Genomic DNA, 20,144 nt, shown 5'->3' on the forward strand with positions numbered 1-20,144 from the left:
TATTTTTTTGTTCAGGAAAGAATCCTCTTATGTACTAATGTTCGGATATCTGCTTAAGGCATCTTTGAAAAACCGGAACTCGCCAAGGGATTATACTCTTTGGATAATGGTTTTGTTTCTGACCCTTGGCTCAGACAGCCGGCTTTTTCAAAGATTGGCGCAGTTATCCGGACATAAGTACATGAGGGATTCTTTCAATTCACAAAAAAATACCCCCGGTACCCTCCACCCCTGCGACAGGTTGTGAGGCAAAGCTGTTTTTTAATATTTTTATTTTAAATTTTTTCTTTTATAAGACAGAGTTATTGAGTAATTCGAATAATAATTTGAAAAGAAATAATTAGTAAATGAAACAAGATATCGAGTAATATAAGGTTATGAACAACAACACGTCATTCTAGTTAATCAAACGAATTTCTTAATTTTCTTAATTTTCTTAAATTTTCTTAAATCACGTATTGACCGTGACCTTAGGTAATCCCCTACAATGACATTACAATAAAATTTTTTATACAAGGAGGATTTATTATGATTACTTATTTTGTTACAGGTGGTGCTGGATTCATTGGTTCTAATTTTATTAAGTTTATATTTGAAAAGTATGGTGACAAGGTACGAGTTATTAATCTGGATTTATTGACGTATGCAGGTAATATGGATAATTTGCTTGAGATTAAAGATTTTCCTGAATATCGGTTTATTCAGGGCGATATTTGTGATAAGAAGGTGGTTGAGGGGATTTTTAATGCTTATGATATCAGTTATGTTGTACACTTTGCAGCAGAGACCCATGTGGATCGAAGCATTGAGGATGCGGAGGTTTTTGTCCGTACAAATGTTATGGGGACTTTGAATTTGTTAAACTGCGCAAAAAAGGCTTGGGAAACCCAGGACGGTTTTAAAGACGGCAGGAGGTTTCTCTATATTTCTACCGATGAGGTTTACGGGGAATTAGGAATGGAGGGCTATTTCACGGAAGCCTCTCCTTTCGTACCCAGGAATCCGTATTCTGTTACCAAGGCCAGCGGGGATATGATGTGCAGGGTTTTTTATGAAACTTACCGATTTCCCGTTGTTCGGACCAGGTGTTCTAATAATTTCGGACCGGGACAATTTAATGAAAAACTGATTCCACTATTTATAACCAATTGTATACACCATAAAAAGCTTCCGGTTTATGGGGATGGTCTTGCCGTCAGAGATTGGATTTATGTAACGGACCATTGTAAGGCAGTTGATCTTGTGCTTACAAAAGGTAACCCCGGAGAAGTTTATAATATTGGTTCCCACAATGAAAAAAACACTTTAGAAATTGCTGAAATTATCCTTAGGATACTGAATGAAAAATACAATTTTGATGTATCAGGGGACAATATTACTTTTATCCCCGACAGAAAGGGTCATGACCGCAGATATGCCATTGATTCGGGTAAAATAAAGAGGGAACTAGGTTGGTCTTCTGAGATTAGTTTTTATGATGGCATGCAAAAAACAATTGCCTGGTATTTAAAACTTCAGGTATAATATAAGTCAGTTAAAAGGTATAGTATAAGTCAGGCGAAAGGTACACACTGAATATGAAAGATAATTTATATTATTCCACCGGTGAATTTGCCAAAAAGGCCAGAGTATCAATTAGAACCATACGCTATTATGATAAGCAGGGTATATTAAAACCCAGCTTTATCAATGATACCGGATACCGTTTCTATACGGATTCAGATTTTGGTAATCTTCAAATTATCCTATGTTTAAAATCCCTGGGATTTTCCCTTGAGGAAATTACCGATATTACCGGAAATAACAATGCTTCCAACTATATCATGAACTCTTTTGAGCTGCAGCTAAAGCTTGTCAGGAGAAAAATAGAACAGCTTCAGTTAATGGAGCAAACCATTCAGGATACCTCCAAACTTTTTGAAGGAACGAAAGAAGTTGATTGGAAGCAGATTATTCCTCTCATCCATATTACCAATATGGAAAAGGATCTGAATAAGCAATATAAGGATTCAGCCAATGTGGCAATTCGGATCAAGCTTCATAAGAACTTTTCTGTGAATCCCACAGGCTGGTTTCCCTGGATATTCTCTAATCTATATATTAAACCAAAGCAGAATATCCTGGAAATTGGCTGTGGAAACGGCGAATTATGGCGGGTTAACCAGGATAAAATTCCTCCTGATTGTACGCTCCTGCTATCCGACTTTTCTGTTGGAATGATTAGTGATGCCAAGGAGAATCTGAAACAAGTTAACAGCCCCTTTCAGTTTAAGGTCTTTGATTGTCATGATATTCCGGCTGAACCAAATGTTTTTGATCACGTAATTGGCAATCATCTGGTATTTTATCTGAAAGACCGTAAAAAAGCTTTTAAAGAAATAAATCGTGTTCTGAAAAATGACGGTTATTTTTATTGCAGTACCTATGGAAAGGCTCATATGAAGGAAATAGAACAATTAGTCAAAGAGTTCGATTCAAGAATATCCCTTTCTGAAATAAATCTTTATGACATTTTTGGTATGGAAAATGGTATGGATGATCTAAAAGACTGCTTCCGTGAAGTAGAACAGTTAATATATGATGACTGTCTTATGGTAAATCAGATACCTCCGCTCTTTGACTATATACTATCCTGTCACGGTAATCAGCAGGAATATTTAAAAGACAGATATGATGAATTTAAAGATTTTATAAAGAAAAAAATGAGTAAAACCGGTAGTCTTAAAATCACAAAAATGGCAGGTATCTTCCGGTGCCGTAAATAATAAAGTATTAACGGGGGGGTAATAAGTACTGATATAAACTTCGAAACAAGTTTTATGTCAGTACTTATTTTTTATTGCATAGGAAACTTCTTCGAACTTACCTATGCAATAAAAAAGCCTTCCAGGCAGGATGCGCATGACGCACTTAAGGAAGATTGTCACTGTCGTGACAGTGCGTCAGCGCTAGAGTCTGGCGAGCCAGACTCTTTGTTCTTTTACAAGCAAAGATCTATAACCCATCTTGTAAAATAAAAAGTACTCCGTGAAGGATGCATTAGCAGTTCTTAAGAAATATAAGTATTTTTTTCAACTGCTTTGCTGCCAGGTAAGGAATTGATTCTTTATTTTCCCTGCAATCAGCATCAAAGCCAGAATAATAAAGACCATTATTAATGGAGCTGCAATATGAGGATAATAAAGCTGCCGTAACAAAATGACAAAACTAAAAATAACACCCACCAGTATCCTGGATTTTTTTCTATAGTTTTTCGTTTCTTCCTGGTTTAACCGCTTGTTAAAATCCTCTACCGGTGAAAGAAAAAAGATAATTATTCCGGAAGCGGGCAACAATAACCTCCCGGCAAAATCATATTTTATTAACAGACTGCATCCAATTAAGGCTGTAATAATCAGTAAAATTGACAACACATCACATCTGAACTGATTTTTAGCATGATAGCCCCCTGCATAACTCCTTAATGGAATATAGGTCAAAAGAAAAACAATACTCTCCCATATCCTGCCCATAAGAATACCCAGTATAATTGTTATAAAAATATTAAGCAATGCCGTGATTCCCAGTTGCAGTCCATAGGCATATAAATCCTTGTCCTGGTCGTTTATGAACTTATTATTAATAAGACTTTTTGTAATCCAGTCAGAAATAAACTTCTTTATCATTTATGTTTTTCCTCCCAGACTGTTTTTGGAAAGAACAAAATTAATTTTTCCGAAAATTCCAGGTACAAAATTCAAAAAGTTATAGAAACAATGTGCTAAAATAGCCGCATATAAAGAATTGCATTCAAAAGTCAGGTAAGAAAAGATAAGACCTCCAAAAAAGGAAAAGATAAGAACTCTTAGTTTTAAGTGTAAGAATGCAAAAATCATAGAATTTATTACCATTGCAGGAATTAATCCAAATTTTAAATAAATATGCCAAAATAATATCCCACGGAATAATATTTCTTCAATAGTCGGTGCTAATAATATAGTATAAATGAAATGAAATGGATACGGCGCTGTCTTTTTTTCGGATTGAACTATATTTTGTTTAACACTTTTATTTTTATAATACTTCACTTGCTTATTTGTAATTCTGTTAAATATGTAGTTTATTGCATTCAGCATTACCGGTAAAATAATGATGAACCAACTGAATTTAAATTCATAACTTACGAAAAAATTACTATGATTAAAAACTTCCCGATTCCTAGCATTGGTAAGCAGATAAATAATAACGCCCGAAAATGAGCTCAGGTAAAGTACATATCCGAGCAATGGATGATTTATATGTTTCCATTTGTTAGCTATGGCAAAAAAAGCCATGCAATATAAGCTTAAACCCATCAATATTGCCACAATTATCTGGATTGTACCCGTGTCAAATAATGCCAAAATAAAATTCTCCATTATTCACCTCCTGAAAAATAAACCGTATATCCGAAATAACTTTACCTATGCTTAAGTTCAGCAGCACTCATTATTTTCCTATTATCAATTATGATGACTGCATCAATACTTCTCAAGTGAATTATCAACTGCTTAAGAATTTCATTACTGACTTCTGGTTTAACCGGAAATAATTCTTCAATATAATTAATTATTTCATTGTAATGACTGCCCTGTTTGATTTTTTCTATAATTAATTCCATCCGTCCATCCAATTCGATACAGCCTCCGGTTTTATTATGAAAAAGATATAAAGAACTGCCTTTACTCAAAGTAACTTTCAGACTTTTGATATTTTTAAGCTGAATATAAAGACCATCCGGTTTATTTTCCAAGTTGTGATCATATTCTTTTCGTTTGGCAAGGATATCCTCAAAGCAATTATCCCATATTTCTTTTTTACTATATTCCCCCGTCAGTAGGAATAAATTATTTACGTCTACACAAGAGAAATTTTCATGATAATATTTCTGATGTCTGATCGATTCATCAAAATTCTTAATTTTATCATGCAGTGACTGCTCCTCTTCATAACAGAAGGGATAATCCGGTCCAAAATACTTTATATTCACGGGTTTTCTGCTGATTCCGAAGTCCTGTGGGTTTTTATAGACTTTACTGTAGCCGTCCAGTCGGAAACTTCCGTATCCAAGACTGTCTATATATTCCCCGTAATTGCTGAGAAACTCTTTCGTTATATGAATGTCCTTATCCTGTTCTCCTGGAAAGCCTAAAATCAGATATACATTATTCCAAATTCCAGCTTTATGGCTGTTTCTCAGTATATCAGGAACACTGTTTAAATGAATTCCCTTATTCATTTTTTTAAGCAGGGTTTCCGATGCACTTTCCAAACCAAAGGAAATGATTCTAAGACCAGCCTTATAACATAAATAAAACAAATCGTTTTCCAGGTTATTGTCCAGTCTGCATAAGCAGGTCCAATAAAATTTCAGATTCCGCGCAAGAATACCTTCCGCCAGCTGTCTTAACCGGTTAGAAGATAATGCTTCATCATTAAAATTAATGTATTGGATTCCATAGGTTGATACCAGCGTACTGATATCGTCCAAAACCAGCTTGATATCACGGATTCGGTAAAACTGCGAATAGTTCGAGGTAAGTCCGCAGAAACTGCATTTATTCCAATAACATCCTCTGGAGGAAATATAAGAACTAATATGCTGTGAAGAAAAGTAAGACTCCCAGGCAATACCGGAATAATCCGGAGCAGCTAAAGAATTAATATTTTCTATGGTTTGCTCTGTCGTTGTTTTTACAAGACCTTGTTCCAGATACATAATATTGGGAATACGTTCTATGGCAATCGCTCCATTTAAATAATCCAGCCATTTCATCAAGGGAGTTTCACCTTCCCCGAAAATAAAACAGTCAGCATATCTAAACAATTCCGGTGAGTTTAATATTGCCGTATACATATAGGGCAGAATAGCCCCTCCTATAACAATTTTTTTCTCACTGTTTCTGGTTTTAATAATTTTAGCCAGGGTAAAAGCAGGTACCAATTGATTCGAACTTGCAATGGAAATTCCCCAAATATCATACTCATCTATATGCGCATTCACATATTGAACTAGAAATGAATAAAATATATTTCCATCCCTATCCTCAATTGATTTTTGTAAGGTATCGATATCATTAATTTCACCCTGTCCGGAAAGATAACGGTTCGCATCAAAGCTGGCAGGATAATATGGTGCTGAGTATAATACTCTGCCGATTTCACAAATTCTCTTGGCACGGGTTATCGATTTAATATCTTTCGTTTCTTTTAAGGTTTCTACTGCCTTAAGTATATTTTCCATTCCCACCAGTTCATATAAGGATAAGATTTTTCTTAAATAATCACCTTTTTCTTCCGACAAACGAGACAAGTCTGTTTTTATTCTGTTAACAGCCTCCTTCATTCCCTGTTCCGATAGAATATAATTTTGAATTGCTATATTCAGATCACAGCAATTTACCTTAAAGCCGTTTTTCTTTAAATATGCGCTTAAATAAGCTATACTCGAATACGGTGAATCACACTCCCACAAGGGCGGAAAGATTAAATTAATTAACATTTTCATTAACAGTGGTGCTCTGCCCATCAACAGTCGGAGCACTTCCTCCATCCTCAAGAATTAATTGTCTTTATTTAACGGTTTATCCTTAATAAGAATATTCAGTACCATATAAGTTAACGTTCCGGATACGATAAGAGCCATTAGCCGGTAATCCATATTTTTACCCGTTATAATATCTACAAAGAAAAATAGTAATGCTAACATAATCACTACCGTATAACTAACTGAAAAAACCACCGATAATTTTTTATCTTTATCCATATAATTTCTACTTATTCCTTTCCGTACGCTTTAGCGCACTTTCCTTCAGACTCGATTAGAATTTTAACAACTTCCTTTTTGCACATAAAAATGAGATATACAAAAGAACTAAGGCATAAAGGGCATAAATCAATATTATAATAAAGATTTCACGGTTATCTATCATGACCCAGGTAGGTACGACTGCTAAAAATACCAGGATAAATAGCATTGCACCTTCAAGTCCATTGAATTTATAGGTAACCTTTTTCTTTTTATCTACTATATCAAAAGGCATAAAGGTACTCATTAAAAAGCCTAAACCAATGCTTAAAGGTACAATTGTTATTAATCCTGCCAGATAAATATTAAGGATTACAATTAAATTTACCGGTAATAACAAATATACGGCTGCCATATATAAAATACAAATTGGAACCGATAAAATGATCGCTCCGATGTAACACGCAAAAAATTTACATCTGATAAACATCATCCAATCCGGGTTCATCACTTTAATATTCCAAATTCCTTTTAGTTCCCTGGGAATAGAAAATAATGACAGCAAAAAAGTTTCATAGGCCAGAATAACAATTAATCCCAACTGTACGATTGCCCCCTCAAAGGTCTTAGCAGATATAAGCATAACCAAACCAGCAAGGACAGATTGCAGGATAACAGAAACCAACGGCGACCGTTCACGCCACATCTGCACCAGTTCTTTTGATACTAATAAACGCATCTTTTCAGGCAAAAAGAAAAATTTACTGCTGACTTTAGTCAGGAGGTTTCCGCTTTTACCTGTCTCATTATAATAATTGCTTTCAATTATATGATAGGCACTCAGTCTGCTGCTGCGAAGCAACCATAAAAAAAGCGCCATAGTAATTACCAATAATAAAACCGCCATTAATAATGCTTTCATATATCCCTGGGCAGAATAGCCACTACCTAGGACATACTCTGCCGAATCTGCAAATATGTAATTACCAAGTAACATATGTGCAGGGATATACTTTCCTTTTATAAATGTATAAATACCGGATCCCATCAAAAACACACTATACAATAAAAAAAATCCCCTTACCACAATAGGTACCATAAAAGTGGACAACACAGAAATAATACCGCTTAATAATGTAACCACAGAAATTAAAATAATTACAATAATAAGATTAAGAAAAAGATACCCAATTTCTCCCCCTGTATATAAATAAAACAAAGAATATAAAACTAAATAAGAAACACAACTTTTAATAAAAGTATCCATAACCAATATACGGTATAATTTCTTTACTTTTTCTGGAGTTACCGTCAACAGGTATATGAAATCCTGTGGAATGGCTTTAAAATCATTTCCTTTCAAATAAATTTTAAAACTAAATCTAGAAAATAGAACCGAAGAAAGCAAAAGAATCCATTTGTACGGTAATTTTATTCCTTCCGCCGACTCCCCTATTAGTACTGCCGGAAGAAATATGATTACTGAGGCTGCCAGTAATATGAGAAACATTTTAATTGGATGCTGCTTAAAGCGGTTAATGATTCCTTTCAGTGAATATAAATAAATAATCTTTACTGTTTTCATACTTATACCCATACCTTTCGCAAGTTACATTGCGACAATGTGGCATCCTTTCAATTCTTATCTTTTCTTCAACCTTCCCGAAATAATGCCGCAGAAATAAAAGGTCTTCCAGTACAAAGATGCTTTTCTTCACACTTCCCGACATGGCTGCCCAGCAGCCGCAAATGGCGCATAAAAATCCGGGACAACGTAATAAATAAGCGACTCTGGCTTGAATATCATATTTTTTCAGTCTTGACCCTTAATTTCCTTGGCATAAAGTTCTATTAACTTATCATAATTACCTGAATTTTTCTTGAACTCATCTATATCATGAATTCCTTTAATTGTTCCTGTAGATATTACTGCTATTCTGTTGCAAAGCTGAAGTATCATATCCAATATATGAGTAGAAAAAATAACCGTATGCCCATTTCTCGCATAATCCATAATGTACTTTTTCGTTTTTTCAATAACAATAGGGTCAAGACCTGTAAATGGTTCATCCAAAATTATGATTGCTGGTTCATGAAGTATCGAGGCAAGGAACATAATTTTTTCTTTATTTCCTTTGGAATACGAAGCTATCAGCATATTCAGGTCTGGCAGTTCTAAAACCTCTTTTAGTTCGTCAATCTTTTTCTGGATATCCCATTTCGTTAAATCTCTTAGTTTGCCTATAAGTTCTAAATAATCCTTTCCAGATAAAAAATCATACAGATTAATTTCTTCCGGCATATAACCGATGGACTTGTTAATATCCTTTAAACTATCCGATAATTTGATGGATCCTTCATTATAATGGATTAATTTTGCAATACATTTAATCAAGGTACTTTTTCCGGCACCATTCGCACCTACTAAACCTAATACCTCGCCTTTATATAAATCCAGTGACAGGTTATCCAAAGCTCTTTTTTTAGAAGAAGCATACGTTTTTACCACATTTTTGATTTCAAGAATACATTCCATCCTACACCTCATTACTATGAATTTAGCTCACTTTATTCATTGATTCTATAGCAATGTGGAAAGCGCAGTGGAAAACAGTTTCTTAGAGACATGTAACTATTTACCTAGCGCTGTTCCACCTGGATTTTACTAATTAGCTGATTGCTTTGGTAACAACTGCAGAAACTGCCCCTGAAACTGCACCTGAAACTACGGCTGCAACTACAACTGCCGGAATAACAAATTCATCAGCAGAAACATTGCTTACTGTTGGAGTCAGATATTCATCTGCTATTTCAGTATTAATAACTTTATATGTACTATCACTCATGACAAATCCTCCTTTCTCAAAATATTTTTATATTATCAAATCCAATGACAATATAAACATTATAATAAAACCAGATTCATAGCCTTAAGATCACAGATGCACCTTGCGGTATCTGCTATGATAATATCTTTCTCTACACCGGGGTATTTTGCTCCCATAATATCCGTAATTTCTTTTATACTATTCTGCCCATTGCATAATTCAAGAACCGCAAGGGAGGTTTTATTTAAGGATGTAATTAATCCGCCTGCTTCTTCTGCTAAAATCAAGTAGTGCTTTCCGTCTATTCTGCCCTTATATCTTTTTTGCCTTGGAATCCTTTTACCAATAACTTCATAAACATAATCATGCATTGTTATAAACTCCTCTCAAATGGTTTTAATAATTCATCTTCATCCACATTGATTCTAGGTTTTACCGTTAATAAATCTCTGGAGGACTTAATTGAATTCACATATTCGACCATTCTTGGGTTACTCCACACGTTTTTGCCTACCTTATCCCAAATATCCTGAATGTCTTCTGTTAAGACGTTTCCAATTTTAAACGGTGCAACACAATCAAATTTAACGTCACCATTGGGTCTTATTAACATAACACCATTAGGCTCAATTAATTTCATCCGAAGAGAGATCGCTTCTTCTGAGGAAATACCAACCTGAAGTCTGCCTTTATATTCAGCGGCTTTCTTATTAGAGATTTCGTAGACCTTCTTTTTCTCGTCTTCGGTAAGTTCAAGTTCATCACTGTTTAGTACAGCCCGTCCCATATAACTAAAGGGTCCCGTTGTTATTTTAACCGCTCCTAATAAATATGCCATATCTATCATTTCTTCCAGGTAATCCAAATTTTTCTTAACCACAGCATGGGCAATTACAAGGGGCAGACCTGCTTCCACGACCAGATTAGCTGCATTCACAGCCTTCTCCCAGGATTCCACTCCTCTGACATAATCATGCAATTCCGGTCTGGAACCATCTATGCTCACCTGAAACCAACTGTATTTATATTTTTTAAGTCGGTTGATTTTTTCTTTATCAATAAGCATACCATTGGTTATTATGATAAACTTTACATTATAACTATGCAGAATATCCATAATTTCAAACAGACCTTCTCCCATCAGAGTTGGTTCTCCACCTGATATTACGCATTGGAAAATACCTAATTCTCCTAATTCATGAGCAATACGTTTCCAATCTTCCAAGGATAAGCTTGGGTTGTTACTATTATCTCCGCCAGACTGATTATAACAGTGTCGGCATTTTTGATTACACCGGTAGGTTAACTCAAGCTGGGCACCGGTTGGATGCTCATAAGCTTTAGGTAATACCCCTCTCTCAAACTGTCTTCTCATACCATTATAATATTTCTTCATATAATCCCGGGCTGAATATGCAGATCCGTCAAAATCCATGACAAGATCATTTGATATATTAATTTCATCGAAAATGGTTTTTGTTAAGTCCAAAGAATCAATCATTATAAATCCTCCCAAAGTACATATTTTACGTAATAACCTGACAGGTTAAATACGAGGTAACTTTATCTTATTTTGTCTCCCTCTTAATACTTACGCAGCTTTTCTGCTCCTTCTGGTAATTTAGGCTGATGTGCAACAAACATACATGCGGAATTAACATTACTTTTTACAACTTTTAATGCTATGTCTGCCACTATTTTCCCATGTTTCTTCATAAATTTTTTCACGGCTTCTCCCTCCCCTCCCTAAAAATAATTTGGTAAGTTAATTGTAATACATATTATTTTTTTTGCGGAGTATTGCAGTAGGTTATATATACTTTTGTAATAAAGTAAAACTGTTAAGGTGAATTATTCATATATTTAAGTTGGACACAGAACATGGCCGATAAAAAGCGCCTTTAAACGGGTTTTCAATTGTGCTTATAAAAGTGGTTTTATTTACAATAGTGCTTATAAAAGTGGTTTTAAGTGTTCTTATATTAAAAGTTATAAATTCTTATAAAAGTGAAAAAATAAGACTTAGATTTTGCAAAATTAACAAAATCTAAGTCTTATTCTTACATGTAATCTCATAATCCCACTATAATTTGCAGCTTCCATGCAAAAAACCTCTTTTCTTACCTCTTTTCTTAAGTCTCTAGTTAACTTCCTTCCTCTACGTACATCATAATCAGAGCAGTAAAAACATTATTATTCTGCTCTAAATCAATAGATCCCTTATATTTTTTTAATGTACTTTTTATGCTTTCCAACCCGATCCCATGATTTTCATTCGTATTTTTCGTTGTTCTATACTGATTTAAGACCTTATTAAGGGTACCGTCAAAGGGATTCATGATACAACACAGGAATTGCCCTTTATCGTATGACATTTTTATGTTGATATATCGATTATCCTCTAATTTTAAAACTGCTTCCATGGCGTTATCGATAAGATTTCCAATAATAACGGTCAGATCAAACGATGGTATATTTACAGTCTCTGGAATATTAATATCCAGAGAGATTTCTATGTGATTGCGAAAGACTTCCTGAAGCTTAAAGTTTAATATACTATCCACAACAATATTGCCGGTATGGGCTTGCCCCACCTGACTGGAAATCTGGAACATTTCAGAAATGTGAAGAAGAGATTTCTCTATTTCGCCTCTTTGAATTAAGGAATGTACCGCAGATAAATGGTTTTTCCAGTCATGTTTCATCTCTTTTAAAGACTGCAGGGATTCTTTCATAATGCTGAATTGTCTCGCATAATATTGATTCTGCTGTTCTAGCAATCTTTTATCCATTTGCTCCCACATAACCTTCATTATAACATCATACAAAAAGAAGGTTGAAAAGTTGATTAGCAATATTAAAATTATGCTGATGACCAGCCAAGGGGAGGGAAGTTCTTTTGAGCAAAACAAAAGAACTATGATATACAATGATGCCGCCGGTATCAGTGCAATTAGAGCCCAATAAAAATTAGGTACATTCTTACCCTTGCGGATATTTTTGAAATTATTGATGATTAATGCCACCGCAAAAGAAACCAATTTCATGCTTAAAATACCATAAACCGAGGAATAGTCATTCTGTTCTAAAACAGGAAATTTAAGATAACCCGTCATAATTACTATTGCCATTTCAATACACATTAGTATTAAATATATAAATAAAGCTGCCAATATCCTTAATTTAAAGCTGGATACATAATTCCAGGATAAAAGAAAAAAAGCAAGGATATTACTTATCATCAATACAATTGGAATATTAATAAACATGTAAATAAGAGAAATAGCAATATTGTAGCAGAAGTAAGAGAAAATTTCAGTTGTTCTTGAGGTTCGATCTTTGTCAAAGAAAACCTTCATGAATTTATATATCGTATAAGTGCCAAATACATTACCGAAAAGATATATGATATTGTACACACTTAATATCATATCAAAAACCTCTCTTTTGCATATGCCAGCTGATGTTTTCTTACTTCTTTTCTTCTGGACTGACTGATTGGTAGGTTATCCGAGTTAAACATAAGTACCTCATCATATTTAAACTTTTTTACCTGGGCATAGTTAATGAGGTAGGATCTATGAATCTGAATAAAGCAATGCTTTGCCACCTGGGAATATACTTCGTCCAGCTTTCCATAAAACCATTCAACTTCCTTAGTGGTTACAATTTTTATTTCACGATCCGAACTTTCAAAATATAATATATCCGTTACTGGTATTTTATAAGTGTTATAACCTTTTTTATATATAAACAATTTATTAAGTTTATTGGATAACTTCATCGCCAGGCAGATATCTTCAATAATTTTTACGGCGTCTATGGGTTTTTCCAAAAAATGCATGGGCTGAACTTCAAATAATTCTTTATAATAATAATCCTTACCGGATATATAAACGATATTGGTATAATAATTATCCATAGTTTTCCGTATCATTCGTCCTACCTGAATCCCATTTAACTCCTTCATTTCAATATCTAAATAAATCAGGTCAAAAAAGTGATCTTCTAACAAATATTTATATAACTCTTCCCCCGATGAAAAAACCTCTATTTCCAGCTCATGAGAAGTAAGTTTCTGATATTTTAAAATAATTGCTTCAATTTGAGAACAAATCTCTACCTCATCATCACAAATTGCTATATGAAACACGAATATATATCCCCCTTCGATATAAATCATTTTTTTCATTATAAGTATTGTTATAATTTAACATTTTATGTTCTGTAATAAATTCTACCTTTATTTCCATATGTTGTCAAATCAATTTTGTATCTAATTATGTTATATTATGTAAAGGTATTGTAATGTAGATGTTCTATAATGTAATTACTATTAACTACCAGTGCTCTACCTGCTAGTTTCTGGGGGGGTATTACCCAAAATTCCGTCTGAAGACAACGGAGGGTTACTTAATTTGACTAAGTGAACAACCTACAGCATAGCAGGTAAAGTACTGATTTATATATCTTTATATCAGTTTAAAAATATTCTTTTATTTCAGGAATTGTCAATCCCTTTTCCTTCAGTTCTTTGATTGTTGATATTTTTTTTAACGTAACTTCTCTATTATATCGTCTGGTTAAGTTTATATCATCTTGTTCAAAACTTAAAATTCCTTCTTCGGAATAAAACTTTAAAGTACTGTACCTTACTCCTGTAAGCCGTACTAATTCTCCGATTGTGACATATTCAGCATTTTCTATAGTTTCTATACTTCTTTGTCTAGACAATCAGATCACCTCTCTTTCAGAATTCATAAACTGGTATCGTGTACTATACCAGGAGTAAGCTTACATTGCCGCAATTATTGTTATTAATGTGTCAATATAATCAACGATTTTTTTAATAAATATTCCGGCATCACTTTTTTTAAGTTCTTCCAGACGTTCCTTTAATCTGTCAGCTTCAAACTTGGAAAAATAACGTTTTATTAAGCCGCTTTTCAAAAGCAAAACTCCCAGTGTCAGTGTCTCTTCGGAGACACTGCCTTCTTCTAAAAATTCAGCTCTCAATTTTTCAATGATTTTCAGTTGTTCACCCTGGATTGGAACCACTGTTGTTTTCGTTCGGAGCAGCCCTTTATCATCATGTAGTTCAACATAACCATCTTCTAAAGACGACGCCAATACCTGAATCAACTTATTATATTTCTTATTCGAACTAAAAATATAAGATTCCGCAATTCCCTCTACCGTTTTTGCTTTACTGTCCTTTATATAATGATATAGTGGTTCCAAATACTTTTTGCCTGCATCAAGTTCTTTCACAACTTGAACTTTTTTATTCGCATCAATCAGAATATAGTTATCAATCAATAACGCTAAGACACCTCCCGCAACAATACAGGTAGAAATTTCTACTGATTTCAAAGATGACATATTTCCTTCCGGTTTTAATGCACATAGAAAAAATTCCTGGATAAATGATAAATTTTTCAAGGTATTACCTCCAATTATGATTTTTTAGTTTTTAACTACTTTACAATTTTAATTCCGTTATTATGAATGTATTTTCCGTCTTATATTTTGTGTTTTTCTCTACTGCTTCAATTTCACTTCCGTCATTTTCGCTCTTAATCTACTTACTACTTACTACTTACTACTTACTACTTACTACTTACTACTTACTACTTACTACTTACTACTTACTACTTACTACTTAATTATAACGCAATTAATAACTTTGTCAATAGGATTTGGAAATAATTATAAATATTTTCAAATTAATAGACTTCGGCAATTTTCATATGAAATTAATTCACTTAATATTTTGTTATTTATTGACGAATGGCATCGGTAGTGTTATAAATAGTATGATAATGATTTCTTTTGGAGGCTTTTATGACAACCAATAATATGATAGAAACTATTCCCGTTGCACCTTTAAAAATAATGACATTGGATGGATTTCGTCCCCTGGCAGAAAAAGTAAACTCATTAATTGTAAATGCAAGACACAACCAGGCTTTAGAATGTAAAAACTTACCTGCTTTTAACGGCTATGAAGCGGATACTTATTTAGTTGATGCAGCTTGTCCTAGATTTAATTCAGGTGAAGCGAAAGGAATTATCAGAGAATCCATTCATGGAACTGATTTATATATTTTAGCTGACGTAACAAATAACAACATAAATTATAGTTTAGATGGTATGAACAATATGATGTCCCCTGATGATCATTTTCAGGATTTAAAGCGGTTGATTGACGCTTGTAATGGCAAGGCACATCGTATCAATGTTATCATACCTTTTTTATATGAAGGAAGACAACACAAACGTACTTACTTAGAATCCCTCGACTGCGCTACCGCCCTACAGGAACTGGTAAAGATGGGTGTTAAGAATATTATTACTTTTGATGCTTTGGACCCCCGGGTTCAGAACGCCATACCGATTGATGGCTTTGATAATTTCTATACTTCCTATCAATTTATACAAGCTTTGCTGGCAACAGAAAAGGGATTGAAACTAGACAGTGAACACCTAATGATAATCAGTCCGGACGAAAGTGTTATGTCAAAAGCTATTTTCTACACCAATATATTAGGTGTGGACATGGGGATGTTTTATAAAAAACATGATTATACAGAGAATTTTGATGTAGACAAACCAGTGTCTGCTTATGAGTTTTTAGGTACAAGCGTGGAAGGTAAAGATGTTCTGATTGTAGCAGATGCGATTTTTACCGGTCGCAGTATTCTTAATATTGCTTTGGAATTAAAGCGAAGAAAAGCTTCTAAAATATATATTGCAGCTACCTTCGGTTTATTTACGGATGGATATGGAATGTTTGATAAATATGTAGAAGAAGGAATCATAGATCGTGTTTTTACAACTAATCTTGTTTATTGTTCCCCTGAGTTACTTGCTAAAAAGTATTATACTAATGTTGATTTAAGCCGCTATCTTGCGCTGATTATTCATACCATAAACCATGATCAGTCCGTAGATGGCATATTAGACTCTACTACCCGTATACAGGATATTGTCGCTGATTATAAGAGGAATAATTAGACAATTATAACATCATTAAATCTCCTATATATTATCCATTCAGCTTATTACATTTACATTTTAATGATATTCATTTATAATAAATATATCACATTAATATACTGCATTGATACTCGCATTCGTATACGTTATTGGTATATGGCATTTATCTATGTATTTTCTAATTTTTACTTTTAGTCGTTTTGTTGCATTATTTATTTGTACTGTTTCGTTTGGTCTTCTTTTATATTTTATACAATAAAAACTCCCGCAAAACTATTCTTGTTATATAACCTAGTTTGTAGGAGTTTATTAAATATATTGATATTAATAATTAGCAAACACCATTACATTCCGCAATCGTATTCACATCTGATTTTACTACTCTTTTATCATTAAAAATGCAGCCAGAGTTCCCCGCTTGCCTTTTGATGCTCTGTGGGAAAATAGCAGACTACTGTTGCAGGACGTACATACTTCCGAGACATGAATATTCTCAGGTATTATCCCGGCGTCTACAAATATATGGCGGTTGGCCTCCCAGAGATTTAACTGGTATTTATCATTTTCTTTCCTTATCAGTATATCTTTTTGCTGTTCTTCATTAAATTCCTTTTGAAAAGCCTCTGCTACATCACTGCTCACTTCATAACAGTCACCGCATATGGAGGGTCCAATCATAGCTATAACATCGGAAGGATTCGTTCCAAAGTGGGATTTCATAGCCTTAAGAGTCACCTCACCCATTCTTTTGACTGTTCCACGCCAACCGGAGTGGCTTAATCCAATAGCATGATTTTTTTTATCAATAAAATAAAGCGGAACACAGTCTGCATAGTAGGTTGCCAGCATAATACCGGCTTCCTTTGTTATTAAACCGTCAATTCCCTTATAATCCCGTCTTGTCTTAATTCCTTTTCCCTTATCTTCGGCAGTAACCAGTCTGACTTCCGTGTTATGAACCTGATCCGATGTCACAATCGAATCCAGACAAAAGCCAATACTCTTACTGATACGATTATAATTCTCCATAACGTGATCAGGCTCATCTCCGTTACTAAAACCAAGATTCATGGATTCGTAGATTCCTTCACTTACTCCACCAAGTCTGGTTGAGAATCCGTGTTTAATAAAATCAATTCCGGTTAAAGAAGGAAATGTAAGATAGGGCGCAATCGATTCTATATTTAGAACAGCTTTTTCATTATCTTTAAATTTCATTATGACTACTTTACCTTTCTAATAGACTGCCTCAAATGCATTCTGTATTAGCGTGATATCCTGATCTAAGATAGTAATTACATCAAACCGGCAGGATGTGTCCTCCGGTATATGCTTAATAAGCATATAAAACTGAGCAGTACGGGTTATTTTCTGCATTTTGTGAAAATCTACTGCTTCTTCCGGATATCCCTTAGCACTGTCTTTGCGGTATTTTACTTCAACAAATGCAAGATATCCCTTCTCCCTGGCTATAATATCTATCTCACCCGTCCTGCATCGGAAATTCTGTTCAAGGATCACATAACCCCTCTCTCTTAAGTAGGCTGCTGCCATCTCTTCCTTTTGAGCACCCACCGACCGCTTATTATACATTCTATTCTCCCTTCGGAAGAACCTTGGCTTTAATCCGATCCATATTATCAACAAAAAGAAGTATCTCAGATACAACATCATATAATTCCGGCGGTATATAATCACCAATATCCAATTTAGAAAGGGTAGCTGCCAGCTGTTCATCTTGGTGGACTGGTATGCGATTCTGTTCTGCTTTCTCAAGGATTTTATCTGCTAGATAACCTTTTCCCGCAGCTATAATCCTTGGTGCTGCTTCCTCCGGATTATAAGTGAGCGCCACTGCTGTTTTATTATGGTGAGTTGTTTTATTCTTATCCTTGAATTTATCAAAATTATCTGCCATAATTTTACACCTATTGCCTACCGCATGTTCCTACGATACTACACAGAATATAATGTTACACAAGTATCACCGATTGAAGAAGCGTAATGTGGCATCCTTTCTAATTAAAAATTTACACCTTTCCAGGTAATGCTGGTTCTGCCACTTCTAGGCTATGGTAGCAGATTCGATTTTGTTGTTCTTTCAGTGTTAAACTCCTGACACTTATAGGAAATATACTAATCGTTAAAATCACAAAAAGTTCTTAATAAAGCTTAGTCTATGTATTGGTGACGGTCCTGACTGTTTTAGTACCTCAATATGTTCTTTTGAACCGTATCCCTTATTTGCCGCAAAGCCGTACTGGGGAAAAATATTATCATATGCTGTCATCAGTCTGTCTCTTGTTACTTTTGCAACAATACTGGCGGCTGCAATGGATATACTCTTTGCATCTCCTTTAATTATGGGAACCTGTTTTATGGAGATTCCTGGTATGGTAACGGCATCATTTAAAAGCAGATCAGGCTTTATAGCCAGATTACCGATTGCTTGCCTCATCGCCTCATAGGTTGCTTGTAGTATGTTTATCTCATCAATTTTAGAGTGAGGTACACTTCCTACACCGACCGCAACTGCCTGCTCCATGATTTCATCATATAATTCTTCCCGTTTCTTCTGTGTAAGCTGTTTGGAGTCATTAATATACAGAATACTGCAATCTTTTGGTAAGATTACCGCACAGGCTACTACCGGACCAGCCAAAGGACCTCTTCCAACCTCATCTATGCCGCAGATATAGGAATATTCCTGGTATTTCTTTTCATAGCACTTCATATCTTCGGTTCTTTTAATTTCTGCTTCCAGTTTTTGTTTTTCCTTATCATATTTATGAATTAATTTCATAACACCTGCTCGGCTGTCAGATCGGTATTTATTTAAAATATCGTCAAGACTGCCAGGTTCCGTTAGCTCCAGTTCCTTTTGTATATCAGTTATTTTAATATCCAAAATACGTGTCTCCTTTATCTGTAGTTTAACATACTGCTAATGATTTAAAAATCCAAATTTCTTCAAAGGCCATACACGGACCCACGCTTTACCGATTATAGAAGATTTTGATATATTGCCTACTTCGGGATCCCTGCTGTCCATACTATGATTTCTATTATCACCAAGCACAAAATAATCACCTTTGCCAAGCATAACCGGCTGAGCGGCAAGACCTTCCCGATCAATCGCAATGACCTCTTTTCCATAGTCTTCTTTTAATAATTTATTATTAATGTAAATTTTTCCGTCAATGATTTGCACCGTTTCTCCGGGCAGCCCGATGATACGTTTTATATAGTAAATATTTTTCTTATCGTCAACAGGGAATACCACTATATCAAAACGATGGGGTTTAGCAAAATGATAAGATATTTTATCTACAATCAGGCTATCCTGATTAGAAAGAGTATTTTCCATAGATTGACCGTATACCTGTGTTCTTTGACCAATAAAATGCATGATTAAAAATGTGGACAGAATAACAATTACAAGATAAAAAAACAGATGTAACCCCTCTGTAAAAACCTTCTTAGTTCTGCCCCCTGTATTACGGCTTTCATTCGATTCCAATTCCTGATTTTCCAACACCAATCACCACTTT

General features: G+C 34.4%; 23 protein-coding genes. 4 read left to right on the forward strand and 19 right to left on the reverse strand.

Going from position 1 to position 20,144, the window contains the following annotated elements:
• The first annotated feature begins 7 nt into the window (after positions 1–7).
• The 3 genes from QA584_RS14310 (at position 8) to QA584_RS14320 (ending at position 2,765) form a co-directional block, all read left to right on the forward strand.
• Positions 8–247 carry a hypothetical protein gene (locus QA584_RS14310; protein WP_278269710.1) on the forward strand — a complete coding sequence of 80 codons (240 nt, stop codon included), beginning with the start codon at positions 8–10 and terminating at the stop codon, positions 245–247.
• A 281-nt stretch (positions 248–528) separates the two neighbouring features.
• Positions 529–1,524 carry a dTDP-glucose 4,6-dehydratase gene (gene rfbB, locus QA584_RS14315; protein WP_278269712.1) on the forward strand — a complete coding sequence of 332 codons (996 nt, stop codon included), beginning with the start codon at positions 529–531 and terminating at the stop codon, positions 1,522–1,524.
• 53 nt (positions 1,525–1,577) lie between these two features.
• Positions 1,578–2,765 (forward strand): MerR family transcriptional regulator, encoded by a 1,188-nt coding sequence (locus QA584_RS14320; protein WP_278269713.1) that lies wholly within the window; start codon positions 1,578–1,580, stop codon positions 2,763–2,765.
• Between the two features lie 306 nt (positions 2,766–3,071).
• Here the strand turns inward: QA584_RS14320 and QA584_RS14325 are convergent, their stop codons facing one another.
• The 14 genes from QA584_RS14325 to QA584_RS14390 form a co-directional block, all read right to left on the reverse strand.
• Positions 3,072–3,665: an accessory gene regulator B family protein gene (locus tag QA584_RS14325; RefSeq protein WP_278269715.1), complete on the reverse strand. Its 594-nt coding sequence runs from the start codon at positions 3,663–3,665 to the stop codon at positions 3,072–3,074.
• Positions 3,666–4,397 (reverse strand): CPBP family intramembrane glutamic endopeptidase, encoded by a 732-nt coding sequence (locus QA584_RS14330; protein ID WP_278269716.1) that lies wholly within the window; start codon positions 4,395–4,397, stop codon positions 3,666–3,668.
• A gap of 41 nt (positions 4,398–4,438) precedes the next feature.
• Positions 4,439–6,547, reverse strand: a complete 2,109-nt coding sequence (locus QA584_RS14335) for a B12-binding domain-containing radical SAM protein (protein WP_278269717.1) — start codon at positions 6,545–6,547, stop codon at positions 4,439–4,441.
• Between the two features lie 33 nt (positions 6,548–6,580).
• A complete protein-coding gene (locus QA584_RS14340; protein WP_278269718.1) occupies positions 6,581–6,784 on the reverse strand; it encodes a hypothetical protein in 204 nt (67 codons plus the stop codon).
• Between the two features lie 55 nt (positions 6,785–6,839).
• Positions 6,840–8,351, reverse strand: a complete 1,512-nt coding sequence (locus tag QA584_RS14345) for a hypothetical protein (RefSeq protein WP_278269720.1) — start codon at positions 8,349–8,351, stop codon at positions 6,840–6,842.
• A gap of 228 nt (positions 8,352–8,579) precedes the next feature.
• A complete protein-coding gene (locus QA584_RS14350) occupies positions 8,580–9,302 on the reverse strand; it encodes an ABC transporter ATP-binding protein (protein ID WP_278269721.1) in 723 nt (240 codons plus the stop codon).
• Positions 9,303–9,435: 133 nt separating this feature from the next.
• Positions 9,436–9,612 (reverse strand): hypothetical protein, encoded by a 177-nt coding sequence (locus QA584_RS14355; RefSeq protein WP_278269722.1) that lies wholly within the window; start codon positions 9,610–9,612, stop codon positions 9,436–9,438.
• A gap of 59 nt (positions 9,613–9,671) precedes the next feature.
• The gene (locus QA584_RS14360; RefSeq protein ID WP_278269723.1) at positions 9,672–9,965 is read right to left on the reverse strand and encodes a PqqD family protein; all 294 of its coding nucleotides are present in this window, start codon (positions 9,963–9,965) and stop codon (positions 9,672–9,674) included.
• 2 nt (positions 9,966–9,967) lie between these two features.
• Entirely contained in the window at positions 9,968–11,095 is a 1,128-nt protein-coding gene (locus tag QA584_RS14365; protein ID WP_278269724.1) for a radical SAM protein, read from the reverse strand.
• Positions 11,096–11,178: 83 nt separating this feature from the next.
• Complete coding sequence (locus QA584_RS14370; RefSeq protein ID WP_278269725.1) at positions 11,179–11,322, reverse strand: cyclic lactone autoinducer peptide; 144 nt, start codon at positions 11,320–11,322, stop codon at positions 11,179–11,181.
• A gap of 416 nt (positions 11,323–11,738) precedes the next feature.
• On the reverse strand, positions 11,739–13,025 hold the full coding sequence (locus QA584_RS14375; protein ID WP_278269726.1) for a sensor histidine kinase: 1,287 nt from the start codon (positions 13,023–13,025) through the stop codon (positions 11,739–11,741).
• On the reverse strand, positions 13,022–13,747 hold the full coding sequence (locus QA584_RS14380) for a LytR/AlgR family response regulator transcription factor (protein ID WP_278269727.1): 726 nt from the start codon (positions 13,745–13,747) through the stop codon (positions 13,022–13,024). Before QA584_RS14380 ends, QA584_RS14375 begins: the two co-directional genes overlap by 4 nt.
• A 329-nt stretch (positions 13,748–14,076) precedes the next feature.
• The gene (locus QA584_RS14385) at positions 14,077–14,328 is read right to left on the reverse strand and encodes a helix-turn-helix domain-containing protein (protein ID WP_278269728.1); all 252 of its coding nucleotides are present in this window, start codon (positions 14,326–14,328) and stop codon (positions 14,077–14,079) included.
• Between the two features lie 60 nt (positions 14,329–14,388).
• Positions 14,389–15,036: a GPP34 family phosphoprotein gene (locus tag QA584_RS14390; RefSeq protein WP_278269729.1), complete on the reverse strand. Its 648-nt coding sequence runs from the start codon at positions 15,034–15,036 to the stop codon at positions 14,389–14,391.
• A 402-nt stretch (positions 15,037–15,438) separates the two neighbouring features.
• On the opposite strand from QA584_RS14390, the gene QA584_RS14395 reads away from it, so the two are divergent.
• On the forward strand, positions 15,439–16,611 hold the full coding sequence (locus tag QA584_RS14395; protein WP_278269730.1) for a ribose-phosphate pyrophosphokinase: 1,173 nt from the start codon (positions 15,439–15,441) through the stop codon (positions 16,609–16,611).
• Positions 16,612–16,971: 360 nt separating this feature from the next.
• Here QA584_RS14395 and pgeF read toward each other — a convergent pair whose 3' ends face one another.
• The 5 genes from pgeF to lepB all read right to left on the reverse strand — a co-directional run bounded on the left by pgeF (position 16,972) and on the right by lepB (position 20,128).
• Positions 16,972–17,811 (reverse strand): peptidoglycan editing factor PgeF, encoded by an 840-nt coding sequence (pgeF, locus tag QA584_RS14400; protein ID WP_278269731.1) that lies wholly within the window; start codon positions 17,809–17,811, stop codon positions 16,972–16,974.
• An 18-nt stretch (positions 17,812–17,829) separates the two neighbouring features.
• A complete protein-coding gene (locus QA584_RS14405; RefSeq protein ID WP_278269732.1) occupies positions 17,830–18,186 on the reverse strand; it encodes a YraN family protein in 357 nt (118 codons plus the stop codon).
• 1 nt (position 18,187) lies between these two features.
• Positions 18,188–18,511, reverse strand: a complete 324-nt coding sequence (locus tag QA584_RS14410) for an EscU/YscU/HrcU family type III secretion system export apparatus switch protein (RefSeq protein WP_278269733.1) — start codon at positions 18,509–18,511, stop codon at positions 18,188–18,190.
• A gap of 231 nt (positions 18,512–18,742) precedes the next feature.
• Entirely contained in the window at positions 18,743–19,501 is a 759-nt protein-coding gene (locus QA584_RS14415; RefSeq protein WP_331487607.1) for a ribonuclease HII, read from the reverse strand.
• Positions 19,502–19,537: 36 nt separating this feature from the next.
• Complete coding sequence (gene lepB, locus QA584_RS14420) at positions 19,538–20,128, reverse strand: signal peptidase I (protein WP_331487608.1); 591 nt, start codon at positions 20,126–20,128, stop codon at positions 19,538–19,540.
• Between the last annotated feature and the right edge of the window lie 16 nt (positions 20,129–20,144).

The organism is Anaerocolumna sp. AGMB13025 (assembly GCF_029689925.1).
Lineage (GTDB): Bacteria > Bacillota > Clostridia > Lachnospirales > Lachnospiraceae > Anaerocolumna.